At 67.2% G+C, this 22,940-nt stretch carries 26 protein-coding genes and 1 pseudogene; 10 read left to right on the top strand and 17 right to left on the bottom strand.

Annotated features, from left to right (window positions below):
* Positions 1–160: 160 nt before the first annotated feature.
* Entirely contained in the window at positions 161–874 is a 714-nt protein-coding gene (locus E0H73_RS43885) for a GAF and ANTAR domain-containing protein (RefSeq protein WP_420323457.1), read from the bottom strand.
* Positions 875–1,009: 135 nt separating this feature from the next.
* Here E0H73_RS43885 and E0H73_RS43880 point away from each other — a divergent pair, with 135 nt between their 5' ends.
* Entirely contained in the window at positions 1,010–1,441 is a 432-nt protein-coding gene (locus E0H73_RS43880; protein WP_131366980.1) for a hypothetical protein, read from the top strand.
* Between the two features lie 172 nt (positions 1,442–1,613).
* Here the strand turns inward: E0H73_RS43880 and E0H73_RS43870 are convergent, their stop codons facing one another.
* From E0H73_RS43870 to E0H73_RS43840, 7 genes are read right to left on the bottom strand one after another with little or no spacing between them, the layout of a single operon-like run.
* The gene (locus E0H73_RS43870; protein ID WP_131366974.1) at positions 1,614–2,864 is read right to left on the bottom strand and encodes an MGH1-like glycoside hydrolase domain-containing protein; all 1,251 of its coding nucleotides are present in this window, start codon (positions 2,862–2,864) and stop codon (positions 1,614–1,616) included.
* Between the two features lie 10 nt (positions 2,865–2,874).
* Entirely contained in the window at positions 2,875–3,708 is an 834-nt protein-coding gene (locus E0H73_RS43865; RefSeq protein ID WP_131366972.1) for a carbohydrate ABC transporter permease, read from the bottom strand.
* Complete coding sequence (locus E0H73_RS43860) at positions 3,705–4,601, bottom strand: carbohydrate ABC transporter permease (protein WP_131366970.1); 897 nt, start codon at positions 4,599–4,601, stop codon at positions 3,705–3,707. Before E0H73_RS43860 ends, E0H73_RS43865 begins: the two co-directional genes overlap by 4 nt.
* Before the next feature lie 4 nt (positions 4,602–4,605).
* Entirely contained in the window at positions 4,606–5,850 is a 1,245-nt protein-coding gene (locus tag E0H73_RS43855; protein ID WP_131366968.1) for an ABC transporter substrate-binding protein, read from the bottom strand.
* A 7-nt stretch (positions 5,851–5,857) separates the two neighbouring features.
* Entirely contained in the window at positions 5,858–7,066 is a 1,209-nt protein-coding gene (locus E0H73_RS43850; RefSeq protein ID WP_131366967.1) for an MGH1-like glycoside hydrolase domain-containing protein, read from the bottom strand.
* Entirely contained in the window at positions 7,063–7,644 is a 582-nt protein-coding gene (locus E0H73_RS43845) for an SGNH/GDSL hydrolase family protein (RefSeq protein ID WP_131366965.1), read from the bottom strand. The genes E0H73_RS43850 and E0H73_RS43845 overlap by 4 nt, the downstream gene beginning before the upstream one ends.
* On the bottom strand, positions 7,638–8,411 hold the full coding sequence (locus tag E0H73_RS43840) for a phytanoyl-CoA dioxygenase family protein (protein WP_131366963.1): 774 nt from the start codon (positions 8,409–8,411) through the stop codon (positions 7,638–7,640). Before E0H73_RS43840 ends, E0H73_RS43845 begins: the two co-directional genes overlap by 7 nt.
* A gap of 68 nt (positions 8,412–8,479) precedes the next feature.
* On the opposite strand from E0H73_RS43840, the gene E0H73_RS43835 reads away from it, so the two are divergent.
* Positions 8,480–9,367 carry a helix-turn-helix transcriptional regulator gene (locus E0H73_RS43835; RefSeq protein WP_131366961.1) on the top strand — a complete coding sequence of 296 codons (888 nt, stop codon included), beginning with the start codon at positions 8,480–8,482 and terminating at the stop codon, positions 9,365–9,367.
* 468 nt (positions 9,368–9,835) lie between these two features.
* Here E0H73_RS43835 and E0H73_RS43830 read toward each other — a convergent pair whose 3' ends face one another.
* Positions 9,836–10,735: a LysR family transcriptional regulator gene (locus tag E0H73_RS43830; protein ID WP_131366959.1), complete on the bottom strand. Its 900-nt coding sequence runs from the start codon at positions 10,733–10,735 to the stop codon at positions 9,836–9,838.
* A 115-nt stretch (positions 10,736–10,850) separates the two neighbouring features.
* Here E0H73_RS43830 and E0H73_RS43825 point away from each other — a divergent pair, with 115 nt between their 5' ends.
* The 5 genes from E0H73_RS43825 to E0H73_RS43805 all read left to right on the top strand — a co-directional run bounded on the left by E0H73_RS43825 (position 10,851) and on the right by E0H73_RS43805 (position 13,904).
* Positions 10,851–11,882: a methyltransferase gene (locus E0H73_RS43825; protein ID WP_202867897.1), complete on the top strand. Its 1,032-nt coding sequence runs from the start codon at positions 10,851–10,853 to the stop codon at positions 11,880–11,882.
* 141 nt (positions 11,883–12,023) lie between these two features.
* Positions 12,024–12,401, top strand: a complete 378-nt coding sequence (locus tag E0H73_RS43820) for a CBS domain-containing protein (RefSeq protein WP_131366957.1) — start codon at positions 12,024–12,026, stop codon at positions 12,399–12,401.
* Positions 12,401–12,946 (top strand): SLC13 family permease, encoded by a 546-nt coding sequence (locus E0H73_RS46860; RefSeq protein ID WP_238164665.1) that lies wholly within the window; start codon positions 12,401–12,403, stop codon positions 12,944–12,946. Before E0H73_RS43820 ends, E0H73_RS46860 begins: the two co-directional genes overlap by 1 nt.
* Positions 12,947–13,025: 79 nt before the next feature.
* A complete protein-coding gene (locus E0H73_RS43810) occupies positions 13,026–13,391 on the top strand; it encodes a response regulator (protein ID WP_238164664.1) in 366 nt (121 codons plus the stop codon).
* A 216-nt stretch (positions 13,392–13,607) separates the two neighbouring features.
* Positions 13,608–13,904 carry a putative quinol monooxygenase gene (locus E0H73_RS43805; RefSeq protein WP_131366955.1) on the top strand — a complete coding sequence of 99 codons (297 nt, stop codon included), beginning with the start codon at positions 13,608–13,610 and terminating at the stop codon, positions 13,902–13,904.
* A 24-nt stretch (positions 13,905–13,928) separates the two neighbouring features.
* On the opposite strand, the gene E0H73_RS43800 is transcribed toward E0H73_RS43805, so the two are convergent.
* The 3 genes from E0H73_RS43800 to E0H73_RS43790 all read right to left on the bottom strand — a co-directional run bounded on the left by E0H73_RS43800 (position 13,929) and on the right by E0H73_RS43790 (position 15,878).
* Positions 13,929–14,786, bottom strand: a complete 858-nt coding sequence (locus E0H73_RS43800; RefSeq protein ID WP_165556147.1) for a GNAT family N-acetyltransferase — start codon at positions 14,784–14,786, stop codon at positions 13,929–13,931.
* Positions 14,783–15,292 (bottom strand): GNAT family N-acetyltransferase, encoded by a 510-nt coding sequence (locus E0H73_RS43795; protein ID WP_202867896.1) that lies wholly within the window; start codon positions 15,290–15,292, stop codon positions 14,783–14,785. The genes E0H73_RS43800 and E0H73_RS43795 overlap by 4 nt, the downstream gene beginning before the upstream one ends.
* A gap of 61 nt (positions 15,293–15,353) precedes the next feature.
* Positions 15,354–15,878 carry a P-loop nucleotide/nucleoside kinase family protein gene (locus E0H73_RS43790; RefSeq protein WP_202867895.1) on the bottom strand — a complete coding sequence of 175 codons (525 nt, stop codon included), beginning with the start codon at positions 15,876–15,878 and terminating at the stop codon, positions 15,354–15,356.
* A 72-nt stretch (positions 15,879–15,950) separates the two neighbouring features.
* Between E0H73_RS43790 and E0H73_RS43785 the strand changes: the two genes are divergently transcribed.
* Positions 15,951–16,544, top strand: a complete 594-nt coding sequence (locus tag E0H73_RS43785) for a TetR/AcrR family transcriptional regulator (RefSeq protein ID WP_165556146.1) — start codon at positions 15,951–15,953, stop codon at positions 16,542–16,544.
* Positions 16,545–16,564: 20 nt separating this feature from the next.
* On the opposite strand, the pseudogene E0H73_RS48290 reads toward E0H73_RS43785, so the two are convergent.
* The 4 genes and pseudogenes from E0H73_RS48290 to E0H73_RS43760 all read right to left on the bottom strand — a co-directional run.
* Positions 16,565–17,824, bottom strand: a pseudogene (locus E0H73_RS48290) (MFS transporter); the annotation flags it as partial.
* Between the two features lie 173 nt (positions 17,825–17,997).
* A complete protein-coding gene (locus E0H73_RS43770; RefSeq protein WP_131366947.1) occupies positions 17,998–18,891 on the bottom strand; it encodes an RNA polymerase sigma-70 factor in 894 nt (297 codons plus the stop codon).
* 195 nt (positions 18,892–19,086) lie between these two features.
* Positions 19,087–19,923, bottom strand: a complete 837-nt coding sequence (locus E0H73_RS43765) for an SDR family NAD(P)-dependent oxidoreductase (protein WP_131366945.1) — start codon at positions 19,921–19,923, stop codon at positions 19,087–19,089.
* Between the two features lie 103 nt (positions 19,924–20,026).
* The gene (locus E0H73_RS43760; RefSeq protein WP_131366943.1) at positions 20,027–20,437 is read right to left on the bottom strand and encodes a tautomerase family protein; all 411 of its coding nucleotides are present in this window, start codon (positions 20,435–20,437) and stop codon (positions 20,027–20,029) included.
* 98 nt (positions 20,438–20,535) lie between these two features.
* Here E0H73_RS43760 and E0H73_RS43755 point away from each other — a divergent pair, with 98 nt between their 5' ends.
* Positions 20,536–20,862, top strand: coding sequence for an ArsR/SmtB family transcription factor (locus E0H73_RS43755; RefSeq protein ID WP_238164663.1), 327 nt, complete (start codon positions 20,536–20,538; stop codon positions 20,860–20,862).
* 419 nt (positions 20,863–21,281) lie between these two features.
* Here the strand turns inward: E0H73_RS43755 and E0H73_RS47740 are convergent, their stop codons facing one another.
* Positions 21,282–21,941, bottom strand: a complete 660-nt coding sequence (locus tag E0H73_RS47740) for a PPOX class F420-dependent oxidoreductase (protein WP_238164662.1) — start codon at positions 21,939–21,941, stop codon at positions 21,282–21,284.
* Between E0H73_RS47740 and E0H73_RS43745 the strand changes: the two genes are divergently transcribed.
* Positions 21,940–22,911, top strand: coding sequence for a LysR family transcriptional regulator (locus E0H73_RS43745; protein ID WP_238164661.1), 972 nt, complete (start codon positions 21,940–21,942; stop codon positions 22,909–22,911). The two genes, E0H73_RS47740 and E0H73_RS43745, sit on opposite strands and share 2 nt — an antisense overlap.
* The last annotated feature ends 29 nt before the right edge of the window (positions 22,912–22,940 follow it).

Raw genomic sequence — 22,940 nt, 5'->3', positions numbered from 1 at the left:
CCGCCTCTCCCAAGACGGCAACGTCAAACTCCGAGAAGTCGCCAAACGCCTGATCGCAACCACCCGCGAGTGAAGCGCACTGTGATTGGGATCAGGCGTTCACTCAACCAGATGCTCCTGATGCTGCGCGATCTCGCCAGTTGTGCCGGGCTACCGGGGGTTATGTCAGGTGGCGAGGCCGGTTGGGCAGCTTTCGGCTTTCGATCAGTTGGATCGCCACGTCACGCAGCTTCGTGTTGGTGTCTTGGGAGTAGCGCTTCAGCACCTCGAACGCCCGCTCGTCATCGAGGTTGTAGCGCTCCATCAGGATTCCCATCGCCTGACCGACGAGCTTGCGGGCATCGACGGCGCGTGTGAGGTTCTCCTCGCGCTGGGCGCTGGCGACCGCGACCGAGGCGTGCCGGGCCAGGATGTGCGCGATCGCTTCGTCGTCGGGACCGAACGCGTCCTGGTGAATGCTGTACAGGCCCAGCATGCCGACCGTGCCGGCCGCGGTGCTCAGCGGCACATCCAGCACGCTGCGCACCCCGAGCTCGCGAACCTTGCCCGCCCAGTTCGGCCAACGGTCGTCGGTGGTGGTGTCGCGGACCCGGACGATCGAGTGCTCGCGCATCGACTCCGTCAGCGGGCCTTCCCCACCGCGGACCTGCAACGCGTAGATCTCGGCCACCACCGGGTCGGTGACCGCAGGAATCTGCAGCCGCCGGCCAGCGACGATCAGGGCGACGCCGGCATGGGAGCAATCCAGGGCCTGCAACGCAAACTGCACAACCGCGTCGACGGTCTCTTCGGTTCCACCGGAGCCGTGCAGTGCGAGCGCGAGCCGTGAGAACTGTTCCGCCACCCCGTCTTCGGTGACATCGATCATGGTCATCTTTCCTCCTCCGGGCCCGTCGTCGCGCCGTCCCAACCCGCCCATACCGTCAAGGTAGCTTGACGGTAACGAGGCGTCAAGCTGTCTTGACGCTGGGAAGTGGCGTAGACTTCCTCGTCAAGCTATCTTGACGCTATGGGTCGTGAGACAAGACAGCCTCCAGAACCGGCGGACTACCGCAGCCTGGATGAGCTGCTCGACGTACTGCGAGTCAGTGACCAGCGGGAGCTGTATGAACGCGGCATCGAGCAGGCCAACGAAGCAGGCCATCCGGTCGCGGTCCTCGTGACCGCGCTGGCCGATCTGCCCGGCGTCACCGGGCTGGAAGCGCTGCGAGCAAGCCGGCGAGTGGTGGACCTGCTCACCGGTGCGCGGTGGCACATGATGCGCCAAGCCCGCGAAGAAGGCTCCAGCTGGAGTCAGGTCGGCAGCGCCCTGGGCATGAGCAAACAAGCGGCCTACGACTTCTACCGGCGCAAACTCGACCTGCAAGACGAATCGACCGACCCAGAAACCCACAGCTCGGAACGGTCACGAGCAGCACTGGGCACAAAGCCAACCAACTGACCAAGCAAGACGAGAGCGACCGGCCCTCACGAAGGGATCTGGTACGCCAAGACCTACGGCAGCCTGGCCGCCGTGGTGGTCCTGATGCTGTGGTTGTGGTCGGACCGCGTACGCCGTACTGCTCGGCGCGGAGATCAACGCTGAATGCGAGGAACAGACGGTCCGCGGACGGTCAGATGATCGGCGCCGTGGCGAGGTCGAGGGCCAGGGCGGCGGTCCAGCTGAAGGAGCGGGCGCCGTGTGCCTCACCTGTGAAGGGGTCGAGGTACTCGGCGAAGGTCGTCGCCTCGGCGAGGGCCAGCAGGTCGGTTCGGAGCGCCTCGGCGGACTCGGTCTTGCCCAGTTGGACCAGACCGCGGTGGATCAGCCAGGCAGTGTTGAACCAGCTGGGTCCTCGCCAGTAGCGGCCGGCGTCGAAGTCCTCGGCGGTCAGGTCGTAGCTGGGCACGAGCCGCACCTGGCCGAGCCGGAAGCGTGGGCCGCGCGCGGTCGCGAGGAGGGTGTCGGCGACCGGCAGCCCGGGGACGATGAGTGGGATCAGGCCGGCCACGGTGTCGGACGCGACGAGATCGCCCGACATCAGGTCGTGCGCCCGGAACATTCCGGCCGTGAACAGCCGCTCGACCAGAGCGTCGGTGAGCTCTGCGGCGTACTGGCGATGGCGGGCCGGGTCGTGGCCGAGCGTCGTGGCGATATCGGCCAGTGCATGTTCGGAGCAGATCAGCAGCGCGTTGAAGCAGGGGTCTTCGAGAGCGAAGGCGTGCGGTGTCTCCCGGTCGTCGTACCCGTGGTCGCGGTACGTCGCAGCGAGCTGGACGTAGCGCCCGTAGTCCAGATCGGTGGGGCGGTCGGCATCGGCGGCGTGGTCGGTGTCGCGCCGGGTGAACGACCCCGCGGGCGCGGGCGTGACTCGCGCGAGCGGCGAGTCCCAGGCAGGGCTGTTGTCCATCCCGGACTCCCACGGGTGGACGATCGCAACGAGCCCGCCCGGACCGAGGGTACGGCGGTCGCGCAGGTAGTCGTGCCAGGCCACCAGACCCGGGTAGACCCGTTCCAGAAATCCCGAATCCGCAGGGTCGGCCTGGTACGTGAGCCAGGCGGCCAGGGCGTGGATCGGCGGCTGGACGATGCCCGAGGTCTCGGTGCCGTTCGCCAGTCGCGCTTGCCAGAAGTCCGGGCCCGGGAAGTAGGCGTCACGGGGGACACTCGGCGCGAACGCGATGTGCGGGATCCGGCCGTCCGGCCATTGGGCCTGCAGCAGTGACTCCAGTTCGGTCCGGGCACGGTCGACGGACACGTGGCGCAGCCCGATCGCGATGAACGCCGAGTCCCAGCTCCACTGGTGTGGATACAGCGATCGCGACGGAACCGTCGACCGCCCGGTCCAGTTCTGCTCCAGGACCTGCACCGCGTCGTCTCTCATCGGACTCCCCTCAGTACTGGCCGAGCGCCAGGCCCTTGGCAAAGTAACGCTGCGAGACCAGGAACAACAATGCCGTCGGCAACGACACGAGGATCGCGGCCGCCAGGACCACGGTGTAGCTGGCGCCGCCGCCTTCGGTGGACTGCAGCCCGGTGAGGACCGGCATGACCGGGCGGGTGATGTCGCTCTGGGTCAGGATGAGGCCGAGCAGGAGGTCGTTCCACACCCAGGTCGCCTGCAGGATGAAGACGACGGCCAGCGCGCTGGACGACATCGGCAGGTAGATCCTGGTGAAGATCCGCACGGTCCTCGCTCCGTCGACGACCGCGGCCTCGAAGACGGATTCGGCGATGCCGGCGAAGAAGTTGCGCATCACGAACGCCGAGAACGGCAGACAGACGATGGAGTAGATCAGCACCATTCCGGTCAGGGAGTCGTAGAGGCCGAGCCGGGAGTAGCTGTCGAACAACGGGATCACCAGCATCTGCAGCGGGAACACCGACCCGCAGTAGATGACGAAGAACCAGAGAAAGCCGTGACGGAGTTTGAGAACGATGACGGCGAAGCCGACGGTCGCGCCCAGAATGACGGCGATCGCCGGCGCCACCACGCTGTAGACCGCCGTGTTCGCCAGTGCACGAGGGATGTCCGTGCCCGTGGCCACCTGGCTGAGGTTGTCCCACAGATTTCCCAGCGAGCCGGGCCGCCACAACGTGGAACCGGAGTAGTTCTGGACTGTCTTACCGGCGTTGGCCAGCAGCAGGTACACCGGCACGAGCCACAGGGCACCCAGCAGCGACAGGACTGTCACTCGGATGATGATCCCGGTGCGTGAAGGCGTCACTTGCCACCTCCGAGGCTGCTGCTGCTCAGGCTCAGTTGCCTGCGCAGATAGATGATGGAGGCGCCGACGGTCACGATGCTGAGGAAGATCGCCACCGCCGACCCCAGGCCGTAGTCGCTGTTCACGAAGGTGTCGCGGTACATGGTCAGGGCCAGCGTCTCCGACGAGCGCGCCGGTCCGCCCTGGGTCATCGCCTGGACGATGTCGAACGTCTTCAGGCCGTTGACGATCGACAGACCGACGACCACCGTCGTGGACGGCCGGAGCAGTGGCCAGGTGATGTGGCCGAACAGCCGCCGCCCAGTGGCGCCGTCGATCAGGGCCGCCTCCAGCGGCTCCTTCGGGATCGACTGCAGACCGACGGTGAACAGCAGCGCGTTGACGCCGACGCCTTGCCAGGCCGCGGCGATCACCATGACGATCGTGTTCAGCGGCGAGTCCTGGAGCCAGCGAAGCTCGGTGCCCGGCAGGTTGAGGAACTGCAGGGCCTGGGTGAGCGCACCGCCCGACCCCAGCATGAAGCTCCAGATGACGCCGACGGCTACACCGGACAGCGCGTAGGGGACGAGGAACGGCAGGCGTAGCCAGCCGCTGCCCCGGAACCCGTAGGCCAGGACTGCGACGAGCAGGCCGAGTCCGACCGGGAGGACGAGTGTGCCTACGACCCAGATCGCCGTGTTCCTGACCGCGCCCAGGAACGCGCTGTCCGAGAACATCTCGGCGAAGTTGTGGAAGCCGACGAGTTCCGGCGTACCAAGGCCGTTGTACTTCGTGAAGCTCAGGTAGAACGTGTAGAGGACCGGCAGATAGAAGACGAGCAGCACCAGGGCGAGGCTCGGGAGGAGGAAACCCCGAGCCTGGCCCTGGTACGACGTCGCGCCCGACCGTGCCACGCCGTTATCGCCCGGCCCAGTACTCGTCGGCCGCGGTCTGGATCGCCTGCAGGTACTGCATCGGGTCGCCGCGGTTGGTCAGGAACGCACTGAACTGCTCCAGCGCGACCGTCCGGATCGGGACCGGCGTCGCCTCGAAGTACCGGTTGTAGTACTCGTACTTGCCCGCGGCAAGCGTCGTCTTCAGGGCCTTCGTCTGCGGCGTCGGCGCCTCGGCGTCCTTGTTGAACGGCAGGTTGCCCTGCTGCTTCACCCACGGCTGCTGACCCTGCGGCGACATCCACCACTGGGAGAACTTCAGGCCCAGGGCCTTCTGCTTCGAGCTCTCGCCGACGCAGACCGGTGCGGTCTCGATCGCGATCGGCGTGGCCGCGCCGGGCTTGACCGCCGGGATGACGAACATGTCGACGTCCTTGCCCATGGTCATGCCGGCCAGGGCGGCGTCGGCGGTGAACCAGGTGCCTTCGGGCGCCATTGCGATCTTGCCCTCGCGCATCAGGTCGCGGGCGAAGTCGGTCTGGCCGGGATCGTTGAAGTAGCCCTTCTTCTGCAGGTCGAGCCAGCTGTTCATCACCGCGACCACGCGCGGGTCGGTGTACTTCGCCTTACCGGTCGACAGGTCGTTGTACAGCTGCAGGTCGGTGCCGGCCAGGATGGTCTGGAACCAGACGAAGGCCCAGTTCTTGGTCTGGTTCCAGAACGGCGTCACGCCGTGCTGCTTGAGCGTCGCCGCCGCCTTCATCAGCTCGTCCCAGGTCTTCGGAACGGTGATGCCGTACTTCGTGAAGACCGACTTGTTGTAGAACATCACCCAGTCGTCGACGCTGATGGGCGTGCAGTACTGCTTGCCTTTCACCGTGTAGAGCTGGCGCACCGCGTCGGTCACGTAGCCCTTGTCGACGGCCTCGGTCCACAGGTCGGTCGTCTCCGCGATCACGCCCTGTTCCGCGAGCTCGTCGAGCGCCGTACTGACCTCCCAGGTGAACAACCCTGGGCTCTCCTTGGTCCGGAAGGACTGCCGGATGAAGGCCCGGTACGGATCACCGGAGTACTGCGTGCTCTTCAGGCTGATGCCGATGTCCTGCTGCGAGACCTTGGAGAAGGCGTCGAAGTTCCAGGGCTTGTTGTGGGCGAAGCCGAGCTCGCCGGTGGTGGCGCCACCGTCGTTCGAACTGCCGCCGCAGGCGGTGGCCACGAGGGCCGTGCCGAGCACGATCCCGACCGCCGCCACGAGTTTGCGGGCATTCATCGTCTGTTCACTCCTTCACAGGGGACGCATGACCGATGCCTTGGGCAAGTATCATCGGATCATGCAGGGCGATCACCAGACCGGTCCAGGTCTGCGGGGCGGCGCCGAGGCCGGCGCCGTTCTCGGGGTTCCAGTACTCGGCCCACCCGCTCTGCAGCGCACCGTCGACCGAGCGGACCGCCAGGGTCTGTGCAGCACCATCCAGCTCCCATCTGCGGGCCGCCAGCCAGAACAGGTAGTTGAGCGGTGGCCAAGCGGGTCCACGCCAGTACGTCTGCGGGTCGTACGCCGGGTTGCCGCGGGCAACGTTCGCCGGACCGTACGGCGCGCCGAACCGGTCGGGATCGTCGAGCTGGCGCAATGACGCGAGAGCCTTGGACCGGTCCTGGGTGACCAGGGCAGGCATCACACCATCGCTCGTCGGCAGCCTCACGGAAGGGCCACCACCCACGACGGGAAGATCGGACCAGAGTTGTTCGTCTTCGTCCCAGAGCAGCGAGTCGATCGCTTCGCTCAACTGGTCCGCCCGGTCCGCCAGTTCGCGATCGTCCAGCAGGTCGGCCAGTTCGGCCAGGTTGAAGGCGACGTACGCGTTGAAGGCTGCCGGGCAGACGACGAACGAGGTCGACCACAGCGCGCCGCCGTCGCTGTCGAAGGTGATGTCGTGGACGCGGGCCTTGTTCCAGGCTGTCCGCGCCGGCCGGCTGTAGTCGGCCGGCGTGCGGCCCGGGGCGCCGAAGTCGTCCCACCGCGGGCTGTGGTCGTTGCCCGCTTCCCACGGGTGGACGACGTACATGAGGCCGTCGTCGGTACGCCGGGTCCGCCACAGCCAGTCGAGTCCGCGCCGAGCCCGGTCCAGTGTCGCCGACGACGGCACGAACCCGCGCGAGCTCAGCACCTTGGCGGCGTGACCGAACATCGGCGGCTGGGTGATCGACGAGGTGTGCTCGAGTGGACCCAACCACGAGTCGGCGCGCCGGCCGCCGTACCGCATGTGTGGGACGAGCCCACTGGGCAGCTGACCCGCCAGGGTGGCGTCGAGCTCGCGCAGCGCGCGGTCGTCGCCGAGGTGCGCCCAGATGATCGCATGGAAACAGGAGTCCCACAGCCACAGATGCGGGTACGTCGTGGGGTTGGGGACGCAGTACCCGCGGGCGTCGTCCCAGTGGCTCTCCAGCAGCCGCCGGACCTTGGGCTCGAGATCGTGATCTGTCATCGCGCGTCGTCCTTCCGCACCACGGCAGTCATCGCCCGGACCAGTGAACGCGCCAGGACGGCGTGCCCGCGGTCGTTCGGATGGACGTTGTCGTCGGCAAGCATCGTCGCGGCGTCCCAGCCGTCGACGACCACCGCGCGCGCCGAGGGGAAGCGCGCGACGGTGGTCCGCAGGGAGGCGTTGTACTCGTCGACGATCGCGTCCGTCGCCTGGTCGTACGGCGGATGACCCGAGTAGTCCTGGACGTGAGGCTGCTCGATCGCCAGTGTCACGGCCCGCGGATCTGCCTTCTGCAGAGCGTGCAACACGATCTCCAGCGAATCCTCGTACTGACGCCGGCCGGCCGGCGCCGTACCGTGCAGCCGAGCGTCGTTGAATCCGGTCATCAGCACGTAGACGTCGGCGGGACCGGGTGGCCGGGCGACGACGAGACGGGCCGTCTGCGTGCTCAGGCTCCCGCTCTCGGCCTGGTTGTCCAGCCGGTGTCCGAGCTGTCGCGCGGCCAGTTGGACGAACCCCTCGCTGTGCCGCCGTGCGCCCGTCCCGAAGACCCAGGAGTGGCCGTACGCAGTCAGCACCCGCGGCCCGCCTCGCCGGCCGGGAAGTGGTCGCCCGGACGAAAGGGAGGCGGCTCGAGGTAGGCGTTGAGGCCCGGCACTGTTTCGCCGCGCAGGTGGAACGGCGAGGCCTCGTCCGGCCTCGTGATCCGTGTGCTGGTCGGGATGTAGCGGATGGTCAGGGCTCTGCGCCACCGGTCCGACCGGTTCGGCATCGAGCTGTGCACGATGTTCGGGTGGTGCACCTCGACGTCCCCGGCGCGCATCACCAGGTCCACCGCGGAGCTCTCGTCGACGTCGGCGTCGATCCGGTGCCGGAGCACGCTGCCGGGATCGGACTGCTTCATCTGCTCCAGCTCCCAGCGGTGCGATCCCGGCAGGACGCGCAGGCACCCGTTGTCCGGATCGGAGTCGGTGAGGGCGAGCCAGAGCGTCACGACGTTCATCGGTTCGAGGGGCCAGAACGCCCCGTCCTGGTGCCACTCGACGCCCTTGCCGTGCTTTGGCGGCTTGCACAGGTAGTGCGTGGCGAACAGGGCAATGTCCGGGCCGACGAACTGCTGCGCGACGTCGAGCAGGCGGTGGTCGGAGACGAGCCGGATCCAGAACGGGTCGTCGCGGGCGAGCCGGGTTCCCAGCTGCTCCGGGGTGAGCTCGGGGTGACGGGCGAGCAGCCAGTCGACATGCGCGTTGGCCGCCTCGACGACGCCCGGATCGACCACGTCGCGGATGACCACGTAGCCGTCGTCGGCGTACTGCCGGTTGACCTCCTGGGTCATGGTCTGCATCGCGCTCTCCTTCCGGCGCCGATTCCCCGCGATCGACGCTATATGCTCGACAATGACGCTTCTTCCTGGTGAAGGATCAAAAATTGCTCTCCGGTGACACTGACGTGACGCTGCTGCATCTGGAGGACTACGTCGCCGCCGGCGAGACGTACTACGTCGGCCGGCGTACGGAGGCGGTCCGGTTCGTCGGCAGACTGCACACGCACGACGACTTCGCGGAGCTGACCTGGATCGAGTACGGCGTACTCCAGCACGTGGTGGGCGGCACGCGCCGACTGCTCGAGGCGGGCGACGTGGTGTTCATCCGGCCCGACGACGTCCACTTGTTCCGGCCGGTGCCAGGCCGCTCGTTCGCTCAGGTGGCCGTGTCGTTCCCGAGCGAGACGCTCAGAGCACTCGAGGCCAGGTACTTCGACCCGGCCGACTGGGCGTGGTCGGCGGGCGGCCTGCCGACGACGCACCGGCTCGACAGCGTCCGGCTGCAGCGGCTCACCGAGCTGTCGTCGGTCCTGGTCTCCGGGCCTGCCGGCAGGTTGCAGCTGGAACGGTTCCTGCTCGAGTTGCTGTGCGACCTGATCGGCCGCCCGGCCGGCGACGGTCTGCCGCTGTGGCTGACCGAGGCGCTCAGCCGTTTCGCCGACGATCCGGTCGCCCTGACCGAGGGCGTGACCGGACTGGCAGGGCTCGCCGGCCGCAGCCGGGAGCACGTCAACCGGGTCATCCAGGCCGGCACCGGGCAGACGGCGACGGAGATGGTCAACCAGGTCCGGTTGAACCGGGCCGCGGCGATGCTGCGGATGACGGATCGCCCGATCTCGGCCGTAGCCGCCGACTGTGGCTTCCCCTCGCTCAGCCACTTCTACCGGCTGTTCAACGACCGCTTCAAGGCGACGCCGCGGCACTACCGAATGGTCTCGACCGTCTCCGGGCTGCGCCCACTCGGCAGCAGCCGCTAGTCGTACTCGGCCATGACCTTGGTGCAGGTGGTTCGCCAGGTCGAGGCGGCGATCACCCGCCCGAGAATCCTCGGTGGCGCCGGGGCGCGGACGTGCCCCACTCACCAACGTGCCCGTCGGCCCACCTCCACGCCCGAGGTGAGCGCGGCGACCTGAGTCTCCGAGTGGTTGGTGAGTGCGGCACGTCCGCCCATGCCGCGTGCTGCGGACCGCCAGGCCATCTCAATGGATGCGACCGCAGCCCCCGTGTGTCGTGACCGGCCATCGGGCCGTACGGCTCGCCCGTTGTGATGGCCTGCCGGTCCGCGACCACCGCCCGCCACCAACGACCCCGGCTGATCGGCCGGCGTCCGGGTGCGTGCGAGACGCGACTTTGAGCACGGGTCGGTCACGCGGGACGGGATTTGGTGGTTGATCGGTGCCCAAGGTCGGCCGAGTACAGCTAGCACGCGGATCAGGCTGTAGTCGTCATCTCGTTTCTGGCTCGTGATGCTGAAGGCGAGTATCGGGGCTGACCAGGTCGTGTGCGGCTGTGGCGAAGGCGTGGATTCGGGCTGTGGCGCCGTCTGTGCGCCACATCAGGCGCCACTGGACCGGCGGTGCGTCTTGGATGGGGACGTAGGCGACGTCGGGGCGCATGTAGTAGCGCCTCATGTGGGCGCCGATCAGGAAGACTCCGCGGCCGGCGCCGACGAGGGTCAAGATCTCCTGGAACGACCCTGCCGCTGGACCTTCGGCCGGGGTCTGGTGCGGCGGATGGGAGCTGGGCAGGTCATCGGGCGTCCGCAGTACGGCGACCCCGGCGAGGTCTTCGACCGAGACGGACTGCCGGTCGGCGAAGGCGTGTCCGGACGGTACTGCGAGCATCCGTGCCTCGGTCACGAGCGCGGGCCCCGTGACCAGGTCGTCCTGCTCGCTGAGGAAGCAGGTCAGCAGCACCTCCACCCCGCCGTCGAGCAGCCTCGGTACGGCGTCGTCGAGCTGCACTTCGCGAACCAGGACCTCGCAGCCGGGCTCGCGACTGTGCAGCAGCTCGGCGGCATCAAGGAGCAGTTGGCCTCCGGCCGCACCGACGAAGCCGACGCGCAGGGTGCCAGTGATGCCCCGGGCCGACCGGACCGCCCGTTCGAACCCGGCCGCGATCAGCTCCTGCGCGGGCTGGAGATCCTCGGCCAGCCGGTGTCCGATCGGGGTCAGCTCCACGCGGCGACTGGTGCGGTTGAACAACGGCGCGCCGACGCGACGTTCCAGTCCCTTGATCGTCTGGCTGACCCGGGCCGTGGAGACGTGCATCCGCTCGGCGGTTCGACCGAAATGAAGTTCCTCGGCGAGCGTCAGGAACGTCTCCAGCTCGTAGCGCTCCAGCATTCCCGACCTCCTTCGTTAAGGCACACTTCACGAGCGTTGCACAGGTTCGCGTTGATCGACAGGGCGGCCCGGACAAGGGTGAAGGAGTCCGAGTACGACGTGAGCAGGAGAATTCATGCACACCACCCGGGATCAGGTCTCGCCCTTGCCGTTGATGCAGCTGTCGATCGGCTTCTGGTCGTTCAAGGCGCTCGCGACGGCCCACGAGCTGGACCTGTTCGCCCGTCTGTCCGGTACCGATGGTCGCACCGTCGACGAGCTTGCCGGGCTGCTGGGCGTCGAACCGCGGCCGGTTGAGTTGCTGGTGACCGCGTGTGCGTCCATCGGGTTGCTGGAGCGTCGCGACGGGCGCTATGTGAACAGTGCGCTGGCTGAGGAGTTTCTCGTTCCTGGCAAGGCGTACGACTTCGGCGGTTGGGTGCAGATGCTCGACCGCAGGCTCTACCCGGCGTGGGGCCGACTGACCGAGGCGGTGCGGACCAACCGGCCGACGAGCTGGAATCCCGACGAGCAGGAGCACTTGTTCGCCGGCGAGGACCCCGAGCTGTTGGCCGTGTTCTGGGAGGCGATGCACTCGCTGTCGACGCTCACCGCGCGCGAACTCGGCGCGTACGTCGACCTTTCCGCCTCCACCGCTCTCCTCGACATCGGCGGTGGCTCAGGGGCCTTCGACATCGAGCTGTGCCGGCGCTACCCCAACTTGCGCGCAACGGTGTTCGATCTGCCGCCGGTTTGCGAGATCGCGTCGAAGAAGCTTGTGGCGGCAGGGTTCGCGGATCGCATTGCGGTCGCGGCGGGCGATTTCCTCGCCGATCCGGAGCTCCCGGCGGGCCATGACGTCGTACTGCTGTCGATGATCATGCACGACTGGACGCCGGAGCAGGACCTGGCGATCTTGCGCAAATGCTTCGCAGCCCTGCCTTCCGGCGGCCGGATCGTGATCAGCGAGCTCCTGGTCAACGACGAGAAGACCGGCCCACCCGCCGCCGCCCTGATGAGCCTGAACATGCTGGTCGAAACCGTCGGCCGCAACTACACCGCGGCGGAGTACGAGCAATGGCTCCACACCACCGGCTTCGTAGACGTCCAAACAGTGTCCTTCGACGCTCCCGGCGCCAACGGCGCAGTCCTCGCCCGTAAACCCTGACGGCATCGGGCCCGCGCGTCACAATCAGGATCTGTAGCGCTCTCCAAGTTGGGGTCGGGACCCCATGGTTGGGGGGTGTTGTTGCGACAAGACTGACTTGCCAGGGCGGTCGCCGAGAACCAGGCGGCCAGGGAGGTCAGGGTGAGCAGTGTCGAGGCATTCGGTCAGATCGGGCGGGGCGCAGTGATGCGCGCCGGGGACATAGCCGTTGGTCTGCCCACTGTCACGGTGTTCGATCCTGTGGTGAAGGCCGTGCGGTTGATGGCGGTCGGGCGGATGCCGGGTCTGGTTGTCGTGGACGGCCGTGGGCGGCCGCTTGCGGTTCTGCCTGGCTCTCAGGTGTTGAGGCTGAGCATCCTGGCGGCGTTTCAGGATGATCCGATGCTGGTGCGGACCGTCGACGAGTCGTCGGCGGATGCTTTCTGGCGTGAACTCGGTGGTCTGACGGTTGGTGACTGCTTGCCGGGTACCTGGGGATCTGGGCGGCGAAGCGATCGCTGGGTGAGTCGTACCGGCTGATGGTGCTGTTGATGATCATCACCGCGGTCGCGTCGCCGTTCCTGGACAACAACGTGACCACGATCATGTTGGTTGCCCCGGTCACCATTGTGGTGTGCGAACGATTGCGGATCCCGCCGCAGCCGTACCTGATCGCCGAGGTGTTTGCCTCGAACATCGGTGGCGCGGCAACGCTGATCGGTGATCCGCCGAACATCATCATCGGCAGCCGGGCAGGGCTGTCGTTCAACGACTTCGTGGTGCGCATGACACCGATCGTGGTGATCGTGTTCGTATTGTTCGTCGTACTGACGAGATTCCTGTTCCGCAAGAGCTTCCGGTACACCCCGGAGCAGGTCGCCGCGGTGATGGCGTTGCAGCGGTCGTCTACGGGTAGCACAGGGGCGCGACGAACGTCGCCCGCCCTGCCAAGGCCCAGACCGTGCGACTTGCCCTGCAGCGGCAGGGATCTGCTGTTGTCCTCGCGGTGGACGACGACGGGCAGGGACTGCGAGGAGCCGCCGAAGGGACCGGGATCAACGGGATGCGGGAGCGTGCGTTCCTGATCGGCGCGCAACTGGTCGTGGGGGTCGGCGAGCTCGGCGGTACGTCGGTCCGTCTCACCGTGCCGTTGGAGCCGGCGCGATGATCCGGATCCTGCTGGCTGACGACCACACTCTGGTACGTCGCGGCGTACGACTGATCCTGGACAGTGAGCCGGACCTGCAAGTGGTGGCCGAGGCAAGTGACGGTGCTGAGGCGGTGGAGGCGTTCCGCCGTACTACGATTGAGCTGGCGGTGCTCGATGTGGCGATGCCGCGGATGACGGGGCTGCAGGCTGCGCGCGAGCTGTCATGCCGGCGGGGAGCCGCCGCGGATGCTGATGTTGTCGATGTACGACAACGAGCAGTACTTCTTTGCGGCGTTGAAGGCCGGCGCCTGCGGCTACGTGCTGAAGTCGGTCGCCGACCGCGACCTGGTCGACGCCTGCCGCGGGGCCGCTCGAGGTAAGTCCTTGCTCTACCCAGCACGTTGGTCCGCGAAGTCATCGCGCCAACATCCTCCAGAAACTCGGCATGCGCGACCGCACCGAACTCACCCGCTACGCCATCCGCGCCGGCCTGATCGAGCCATAGACCTCCTGGTACGCCGCCACCGCCGACTGGTACGCCGCCACCGTCGGCGCGCAGTACCGTCGAAGGAGGGACTCACGAGAGGACGACCGAGATGAGCATCGACCGGGGCTTGCTGGCGACGTTGGAGGCCAAGCCGGGCAAGGAAGAGGAACTGCGCGCGTTCCTCGAGAAGGGGCGGGAGCTCGCGGTCGCCGAAGAGGGGACCGTCACGTGGTACGCGTTCCGGCTCGGGCCGACGACGTTCGGGATCTTCGACACGTTCGCCGACGAGGACGGCCGGCAGGCCCACGTCAACGGCCAGATCCCGGCCGCGCTCGGACAGGTCGGTCCCGAGCTGCTGGCCGCCGACGCGGACATCCGGCCGATCGACGTCATCGCGGTCAAGTAGCGCAGGGTCGTTTGACGCGGCTGGTCAGGAGACCTCGGTGTGCTTGACGAGGACGGCTCGGGTGTAGAGAAGGTCGAAGCCGCTGCGTTGGGCGTTCTGCTGGGACTTCGAGGCGGGTTGGGTGGTGATCACACCGACGTCGCAATCGGCGGTGGCGGCGTCGGACAGGCGGGTGGACAGGAGAGCGGACTGAATGCCGTGGCGGCGGTGCGCGGGGAGCGTCGCGGCGCCGGCGAACTGAGCGATGCCTTCGGCTGTGCGGAGTCCGGCTCCGCCTGCGATCTCGTCGTTCCGCATCGCGATGTAGCGGCTGATGTCGGCTGAGGCGGCATCGCGTTCGGCCTCGATGTAGGTGTCGCGCGGGAACTCCTCGCGCCACGGGACTCCCTGTGTGTCGGGTACGGCGACCGCGTCGGCCATCAGGTTCAGCCAGACGGTGAGCTCGTCGTCGGCACTCGGCCGGATCTCGATCCCGTCCGGCGGTGTGACGTCGTACTCCGCCTCGACGACGATGCCGAGCACGTTCTCGAACGACTCCAGCTGGTATCCGCGCCGGCTGAGGGCGATGCCGATCTCGGGGTCGGCGAGGTGCGGGAGTTCGACTTGCACCGGCGCGCCGACAACGGCGTACGCGTGCTCGATCTCAGCGAGCTCGTCACCAGTCGGTACGCCGCCGAAGCCAAGCCCCACGACCTTGTTGAACGGCGAGTCGTCGGTGGCGAAGCTCGCGATCCCGCCCGCGACCGGAATCAGGAACCCGCGCTCGTCGCCGAGCCGGCGGTGCGCAGCGCGAGCGGTCGCTTCGATCAGCTGGGTCTCCACCCGCTCGATCCGCTCCGCCAGCTCGGCATCGCAGAACAGAGGTGTCCGTCGGGTGTTCATGACTCTCCTAACAGCTCGTGGCCCAGCCAGACGCGGTCTCGCAGTGGGATTCCGTCGATGACGATTTCGTCGGGATAGCCGGTCGAGGCCACGAACGCATCGCGTTCGACGCTGAGCATGCGGAAGCCTTGACGTTGGTAGAAGTGCAGATTGCCGGTGTCGGCTGCAGCTGTTGCGACGAGAAGGCTTCTCGCCCCGTTCTGCCGGCAGTGTTCGAGCGCCGCTCGAACCAAGGCCCGGCCGACGCCCGCGCCTCGCCGACTCTCGGCGACCGCCATGCTCTTGAGTTCGGCGGTGTCGTTGTCCGGGATCAGCTGGAGGTGTCCGATGATCTCACCGTCGTCCTCGGCCACGAGCACGGTACCGAGGTTGAGGTAGGTGTTGATCTGTTGCTCGGAGTCGTCGGCCTCCCGGAAGAGCGGGCGCAGCGGATCTCGGTCACCGTCGTAACGATGGACGAACATTTCATCGGTACGGCTGCTCACGCCGTACGAACGGTGGCCCATGGTTTGCGATCCCCTCTGTGGTGCCTGACATCGGGCTCTGTGTCACGGAGGGGCGGAAACGTTACATGGCCTCGCACAGGTGGGTGGTCAGTTCCTGGTAGGAGACGTCTACCGGGCGCGTGGTGTCGACGACGAGGTGGTTGCCGGTGCGCGGCTGGTACTGCGTCATCATCCGGTGCACCTGCTCCCAGGAGGGGTAGACCCAGCCGGGCAGATCGCTGACCCGAGTCTCGACCCGGCGGCGGTGCTCGATGCTGTCGGGACACACGGTTTCGATCACCACATGGTCGGCGTCGACAGTCGCCGCGAGGTCACGCCACCCGTCACGTGCCTCGGCGACCGGATTGACGGCGTCCGCGATCACTGTCAGCCCACGCCGCAGGTGGTTCGTTGCTACGTCGTGGGCCACGCTGTAGGCGGTAATACCAGTCTGCTCGGGAGTCAGGCCGTTGCGGCGCATGGCCCCTTCGATCTCATCGATGCGTAGCCAAACAGCCTTGGTCTCAGTGGCGAGCCGACGGGCGAGTGTCGACTTGCCGGTACCGGGCAGGCCACCGAACTCGATCAGCAATCCTCTGTCAGACATCCTTGACCCTTCTTTCACTTTACAGCCTGTATAGTGATTCGCTATACACCGTGTCAAGGGAGGGGTCGCGCATTGGCTACCCACGGTCGACGTGCCGCCGCGACAGCGGGAACCCGCCGCGGCATCATCGAAGCCGCGCGGGAACTGCTGGCCACGCGGGAGTGGCAGCACTTCACCATCGAGGCCGTTGCCAGCCGGGCAGGGGTGACGCGGGTGACCGTCTACAACCAGGTTCGATCGAAGCGCGGACTGCTCGACGCAGTGCTGGCCGACCTCGTGGACCGCGCCGGCATGGACCAGCTCCTGGCGGACACAGAGCACTTGAGCGCTGGTGATGCGTGCGCCGAGATAGTTCGGCGGACCTGCCTGTTCTGGCACTCCGAGCGCCGGCTGCTCCGGCCGTTGTTCGGCCTGGCAGCTGTCGACCACGATGTCGCGTCCATCCTGACGCAACGCGAAGAATGGCGCGGCAACCAGATGCAGCGTCTCGTCGGACGCCTCACAGCGGAAACCACGTCAGAACCATCGCTCGACCAGGCGGACGTTCTGGCCGGCGTGACTGCCGTGACGTCATTTGCCACGTACGACGCGTTGGGCGCGATCGCCGACGACCCAGATCGTGCCGCCGTGCTACTGAACCGCGTGGTACGCAGCCTCACTGGCTGACTGGGGCAAATGGTGCGCGGTCAGTGGCTGGAGGGTGTTGAGGTCTCGGTGTCCGGGAGTTGGCGCAGGGTTCTTAGTGGGCTGAGTACTGCGAAGGCGGTGCCGGTGAGCATGACCAGGCTGCTCATCACGAGGGTGGCGCGGAATCCGGTCAGGGCGCCGAGGGTGCCGCCGAGGAGGGCGCCGATCGGCTGCATTCCGTGGACCAGGAATCTCCAGGTGGCCTGGGTTCGGGCGAGGAGTTCTGGTGGGACCAGGACCTGGCGGATGGTCTGCTGGTTGATCCCCCACAGCGTGGGGCCCCAGCCGCGGAGGAGTTGCGCGATGATCACCACTGCCAACGCCAGTGCCGTCGGCCCTCCGGCGGCGGCCATCACCAGCCCGGCCAGACTTGACAGTGTCGTGCCGACGATGAAGGCCGGCCCGTTCGCGAGCCGGCTGGTGATCTGCACTCCGATGGTGGCGCCGATGATTCCGGCGACCCCGGCCAGTGCGATGACCAGGCCGACCAGTCCAGCCGACAAGCCGAGATCGCGGACCAGGAACAGTACGACGATCACCCCTTGCATCTGACCGGCCAGAGCGCCGACAGTGGCGGCGATCGTCGTCGCCCGAAGCGCCGGGTGCGCGAGCGCCGCCCGCACGCCGCCCCAGATGCCTTTGAACATGGACTCTTTGGCCGGGTCGGCGGCAGTCGATCGGCGGCCCGGGACGGTGATCCGCGCATTCGAGATGGCCGACAGCAGGAACGAGGCAGCATCGACAGCGATCGCTACCGGGGCGGTGAGGAGCTGCACCAGCACACCACCGAGGGCACTGCCGCTGGTGGCGACGACGGAGTTGCTGAGTGCGAACGCGCTGTTGGCTGCCAGCAGTTCGCGGCGGGGAGCAGTAAGGGCGCGAACGACTGGGCCGCGATCACGGAGAACAGGCTGCAGGTCCCGGTGATCACGACAACGACGTACAGCTGCCACATCTGCAACAGTCCCGCCGCGGCGAGAATCGGCACGGCCGTCAGCGCGACGGCGGCCAGCAGATCAGCACCGACAAGGACTCGGCGGTAGGACAGCCGGTCGACCCACACTCCGGCAGGCAGACCCAAAACGAGGTGCGGCAGCAACGAGACTGCTCCGAGCAAACCCATCTGCACCGGCGACGCCCCGAGGACCAGCACCGCAGTCAAGGGCAACGCAACGGTCGTCACACTCGATCCCAACAGAGAGATCGAGTTCCCCCCGAACAACCGCCGGAAGTCCCGATGCTCGGCCAACACACGCCACTGGTCTCTCACCGCCCCCAGTAAACCCGCGCCCACCCCCGCCGACGTGGAGGGACAACGGTTGTCCGGCAAACGATGTGATGTCATACACAGTCACGCCCAGCTCAACCGCTGAGCGGATCTGTACGCGGATGTGGTCGATTCCTCCGCCCAGGTTCGGGTCGCCGATCGTCGTCACCGCAGGGTCAAGGAGGTGCCGGAGGCGAGGCGGGTGAGTTTCTCCGGATTGCGCACGTAGTAGAGGCCGGTGATGCGGGCCTCGTCGACACCGAAAGCGATGACGCCGTCGAGCTCACCGTCGACGTAGACAACGAGGGCCGGGTTCCCGTTGATCAGCGTGGGTTCGCTACCGAACCCGGTCCGCTTGCCGAGACCGCCGAGGATGAAGCGGCCGACCTTCTCGGCTCCGGTGATCGGCCGTGGCGGCGACTGCCTCAGGCCGCCGCCGTCACTCAGCAGGACGACATCCGTGGACAGCACGTCGAGGAGTCCCTGCAGGTCGCTGGTTTCGATCGCCCGCTGGAACGATTCCCGGGCCGCCTGGGCCTTCCCGAGCGACGTCATCTTGCCGGGACGGCGGGCATCGACGTGCCGGCGGGCGCGGTGGGCGATCTGCCGGACGGCGGCAGGAGTCTTGTCGAGGGCGGCCGCGATCTCCTCGTAGCTGACGTCGAAGGCCTCGCGGAGGACGAAGACGGCACGCTCGGTCGGTGCCAGCGTCTCGAGGATCAGCATCATCGCCATCGACAGGCTCTCGGCGAGCTCGACGTCCTCGGCGACGTCCGGGGTGGTGAGCAGGGGCTCTGGCAGCCACGGACCGACGTACGCCTCCTTGCGGCGCTTCATTGTCCGGAGCCGGTTGAGCGCCTGCCGGGTCGTGATCCGGACCAGGTAGGCGCGGCAGTCCTGGACCTGGTCCAGGTCCACCTTGATCCAGCGCAGCCAGGTCTCCTGCAGCACGTCCTCGACGTCGGCGGCCGATCCGAGCATCTCGTAGCCGACGGTGAAAAGAAGGTTGCGATGGGCAACGAATTCCTCGGTTGCCGCGTCAATGCCGTGGTCGCTCATCCCTCAACCTTCCGGTGGACCGCGACACTCCCACACTGCCCCTGCAGGAGCTGCCGGCGCCGGGAGTCATTGACCATCGCCCGAGCCGGCCACCGAGGTAGGAGTTTATCGCCGTGTCGTCACGGCGAGCGAACTGGAAGATGCCGGCCCTCGAGACACCAGGCGGTCGGACACTGTGACGCACTGTGAACCAGATCATTTGCCCTGGTGCGCGCGCTCCGAAAGGTCCTGCCATTCCGACCAGGTCTTGAGGCGGTCGGCGTACACCTGCTGGACCAGCGGGTAGAAACCGGTTCCGAACAGGATCCGCAGCGGCGGGTTGTCCGAGTCAACGATCTCGAGCAGCGCCTGAGCCGCGGCGGCCGGATCTCCGGCGGACTGGTTGCCCACCACCCCAGCGAGTTGCTTGCGGAGTCCGTCGTACGCCGGCAGCGGCGCGGACATGTGCCCGTTGTCGAGTGGATCCGGGTTCTTGCCGGCCCGGGTGGCGTATCCGGCAGGCTCGATCAGCGTCACCTTGACCCCGAACTGTGCCACCTCCTGCGCCAGCGAGTCGTTCAGGGCTTCCAGAGCCCACTTGGAGATGTGGTACCCACTGCCCAGGGGCATCGCGACGAGGCCCGCGGCCGAGGACAGCTGCACGATGTGCCCGCTGCCCTGCTCACGCAGGTGTGGCAGCGCGGCCTGGATCACCCACAACGCACCGAACAGATTGGTCTCCAGCTGGTCGCGCAGCTGCTCCTCGGCCAGTTCTTCGACCGCACCGACGAGCGCGTACCCGGCGTTGTTCACCACCACATCCAGCCGCCCGAAGTGCTCCTTCGCCTGGTCGACCCGCGCGAAGACCGCCGCCTTGTCGGCAACATCCAGCTGGAGTGGGAGTACGGCGTTGCCGTAGGCCGCAACGAGGTCGTCGAGGCTGGCGGTGTTCCGCGCCGTCGCGGCGACCTTGTCGCCATGGGCCAACGCGGCCTCGACGAAGCTGTGCCCCAACCCGCGCGACGAACCGGTGACGAACCAAACCCTGCTCATGACACTTCCGTCCCTTCCTGTGGTGATGGTTTCGGCCACGAGACACCGGCCTCCCCATCCCCCGTGACGGAGTGTGGGACAGCTCACTGCGGGAACCGTCGGGTCAGCCGGCCGCACTCGTTCCCGCGACGGCGCCGAGCTCGACCAGTTGGGCGATGCCGTTGCCGACTGGCCAGTTGTCGAGGGCGTTCTCGACCAGGGTGATCACCACGTCCTCGGGGCGTACGCCGGCCTCGGCCAGCAGTTCGGCGATCCGGCGGTAGAGGTCGAGCTTGAGCTCCCGCGCGCGGCCCTGGACCAGGGTGACCTGGACGTAGACCACGTCCTGCCGATCGACGCCGAGGTAGCTGGGATCGAAGATCAGCTCGTCCGGATCGTGCGGTGTGACGATCTGGAAGCGGTCGCCGTCCGGGATGCCGATGACGTCGACCAGGGCCTGGTGGACCCCGTCGGCGACGGCACGGCGGACGGCGGGCGGTCGATGGGCGGACAGGTCGATGCGGACCAGGGGCATGACACGACTCACTTTCGCAACGGCGACGTACACTGTTTGATCATCATCAATCAGTTAGGTGTTCGACGTCAATCGAACATTCCGACGGAGGGTCGACCGTGTCCGTTCGCACTCGCAACCTGACCCACACCGCGCCGGCCGAGGTGTCTCTGCAGGACGCCCTCGACGCGCTCGGGGACCCGGTCCGGCGGACGATCCTGCGCGACCTGGCCGGCAGCCCCGACTGGACCCGGGCATGCGGCACTTTCGATCTGCCGGTGACGAAGGGGACCCGCAGTCACCACTTCGCCGTACTGCGAGCCGCCGGCCTGATCGAGCAGCGCGACGAGGGTTCCCGCCGGCTCAACCGCCTCCGCCGCCCCGAGTTCGACGAACACTTCCCCGGTCTGCTCGACCTGGTTCTCGCCGAGCCTGCGGCCCGCTGAGCGGTGGCCCGAGGAGTCCCCTGGGGTATCTGGGCTCAGCGGTAGGGGACGTAGTCGAATCTTTCGGCCCGCCGCCGCCAACCGGGCCACAGCCAGGCGTTCATCCAGGTGCGCGGCTCGTGGTTGGAGCTGCGCACTTCGACGCAGCGACCGTGCCGAGGCCGCCAGATCCGAGGTGGTGACAAGCACCTGATGGTCGGCCACGAGCGCTGACTGGTCGTGCCGCTCGGCCAGCTGCCTCCCAGTGACACCCGCGAGAGGATCCGATGGACAGCTTCTCGGCGATCGGTTCCGACTGTGCCATCTCCGCTCCTCATGTTTGGTTGAGGCTGGTTCGGGATCAGGCCAGCACTCGTCACCGCCAGCCGACTCTCAAACCGATCGACCGCCTCATCCCCACGGATCCACCGCGCCCCTGGTCAGCCGAGGCCGGATCGGGCGATGACGTTGGTGATGCCGATCCGAACTGCGGTGAAGCCCGCCTGGACGAATGATTCAGCGAAGTCCTCTGCAGGCTGGGAGGGGTAGTAGCGGTTGGCGATGCCCGTGGCGATGTGTTTGATCTGGTCCGGCTCGGCGGAGACCTGTGCTTCGCCTTCGACGGTGACGAAGCTGTAGGGCTGCCGCTCATCGCTGATGCAGAGTGCGACGCGCCGATCCTGGGCCAGGCTTTTGCCTTTGACGCTCCCGGGGGACAGGGCGAAGGCCAGTCCGTCGCCGTCGAGGATGAAGCAGACTGGGGTGACGTGGGGTCGCCCGTCGGGGCGGGTGAGGGCGACGTGAGCCAGCCTTGTTCCTGCGGTGACGAAGGATCGCCATTCGTTGTCGGTCATTGTTGTCATTGGTGTGTTCCTTCCTTTCGAGGTTGCGATCTCTGGCCAGGTGGCGCTGTGTTCAGGGTCGGGCGAGGGGTGCGCGGTCGGGGACGGACGTCGTACGCCCAGAAGTTCCATGGTGTGCCGGCGACCGTTTCGGTCGGCCAGCCAGCCCAACAGTTGCGACCCGATGTCTCCGACACCGACCCCGGCGCCAGCCGTCGTCAGCGAGAGTTGCCGCTCCAAGGTGCCGCGGGTCGTCATGTTGCCGACGTTAGATCCGCGTGCGCATCAGGTAAAACGATTGTCACCGATCAAGTCGATCGGTTTAAGTTATATTCGGATCGTGGCCGATGTGGAATTGCGGCACCTGGCGACCATGGCCGCCATCGTCGAGGAGGGCACGTTCGGGCGGGCCGGCACGCGGCTTGGCTACACGCAATCGACGGTCAGTCAGCAGATCGCCGCACTGGAGAAGTCCGTTGGCGGCCCGGTGTTCGAGCGCCCGGGCGGTCCCAAGCCGGTCCGGATCACGCCGCTCGGCGCGGTGGTCCTCGAACAGGGACGTGGCCTACTGGCGAAGGCCGAGGCGCTGGCCGATGCTGTCGAGCGGTTCAAGGCCGGCGATGGCCGGATCGACATCGGCACGTTCCAGAGCGTGTCCAACGTGATCCTGCCGTCGGTCGTGCGTCGACTGCGTGACGAGCGCCCCGGCTGCGATATCAGGCTGTCCGAGGTGCCGGATGGTCCGCGGATCGGCGACCTGGACCTGCTGTTCCACGACCGGCCTGTCGAGGGTGACGTCGAGTACGTCAAACTGATCGACGATCCCTACCTGCTGGTGGCCCGTCCAGGCGACTTTCCCGACGGCCCGGTAGCACTGAAGCAGCTGGATGGCAGACCGATGGTGGGCTGCCATCCGACCTGCGACCAGTTGTGGATGGATCGGGCCCTCGCCGATGCCGGTGCCCGGCCGCGGATCGTCTTCCGCTCACCGGGCAACGAGACGATCCTGTCGATGGTGCGAGCCGGGCTGGGATGGGCGGTGCTGCCGTGGCTCGCCCTGCAGGGATCCGGCACCCGCTCCGACGACCGGCTCAGAATCCACGAACTGCGGCCGGCACCGACCCGTGGCATCTATCTCCATTGGCCGGCCAGATCTTCGCGGTCCCCACTGGCCGTCCGGGCGATCGAGATCGCCATCGAGATCGCCACCGAGATTCAGCCGACCTGACCGACCAGGCCCAGCCGATGTCCACCTGA

The sequence above is a fragment of the Kribbella pittospori genome, assembly GCF_004331465.1.
Lineage (GTDB): Bacteria > Actinomycetota > Actinomycetes > Propionibacteriales > Kribbellaceae > Kribbella > Kribbella pittospori.
The sequence above is the reverse complement of the archived record's forward strand: the minus strand, read 5'-3'. Positions and strand labels throughout refer to the sequence as shown.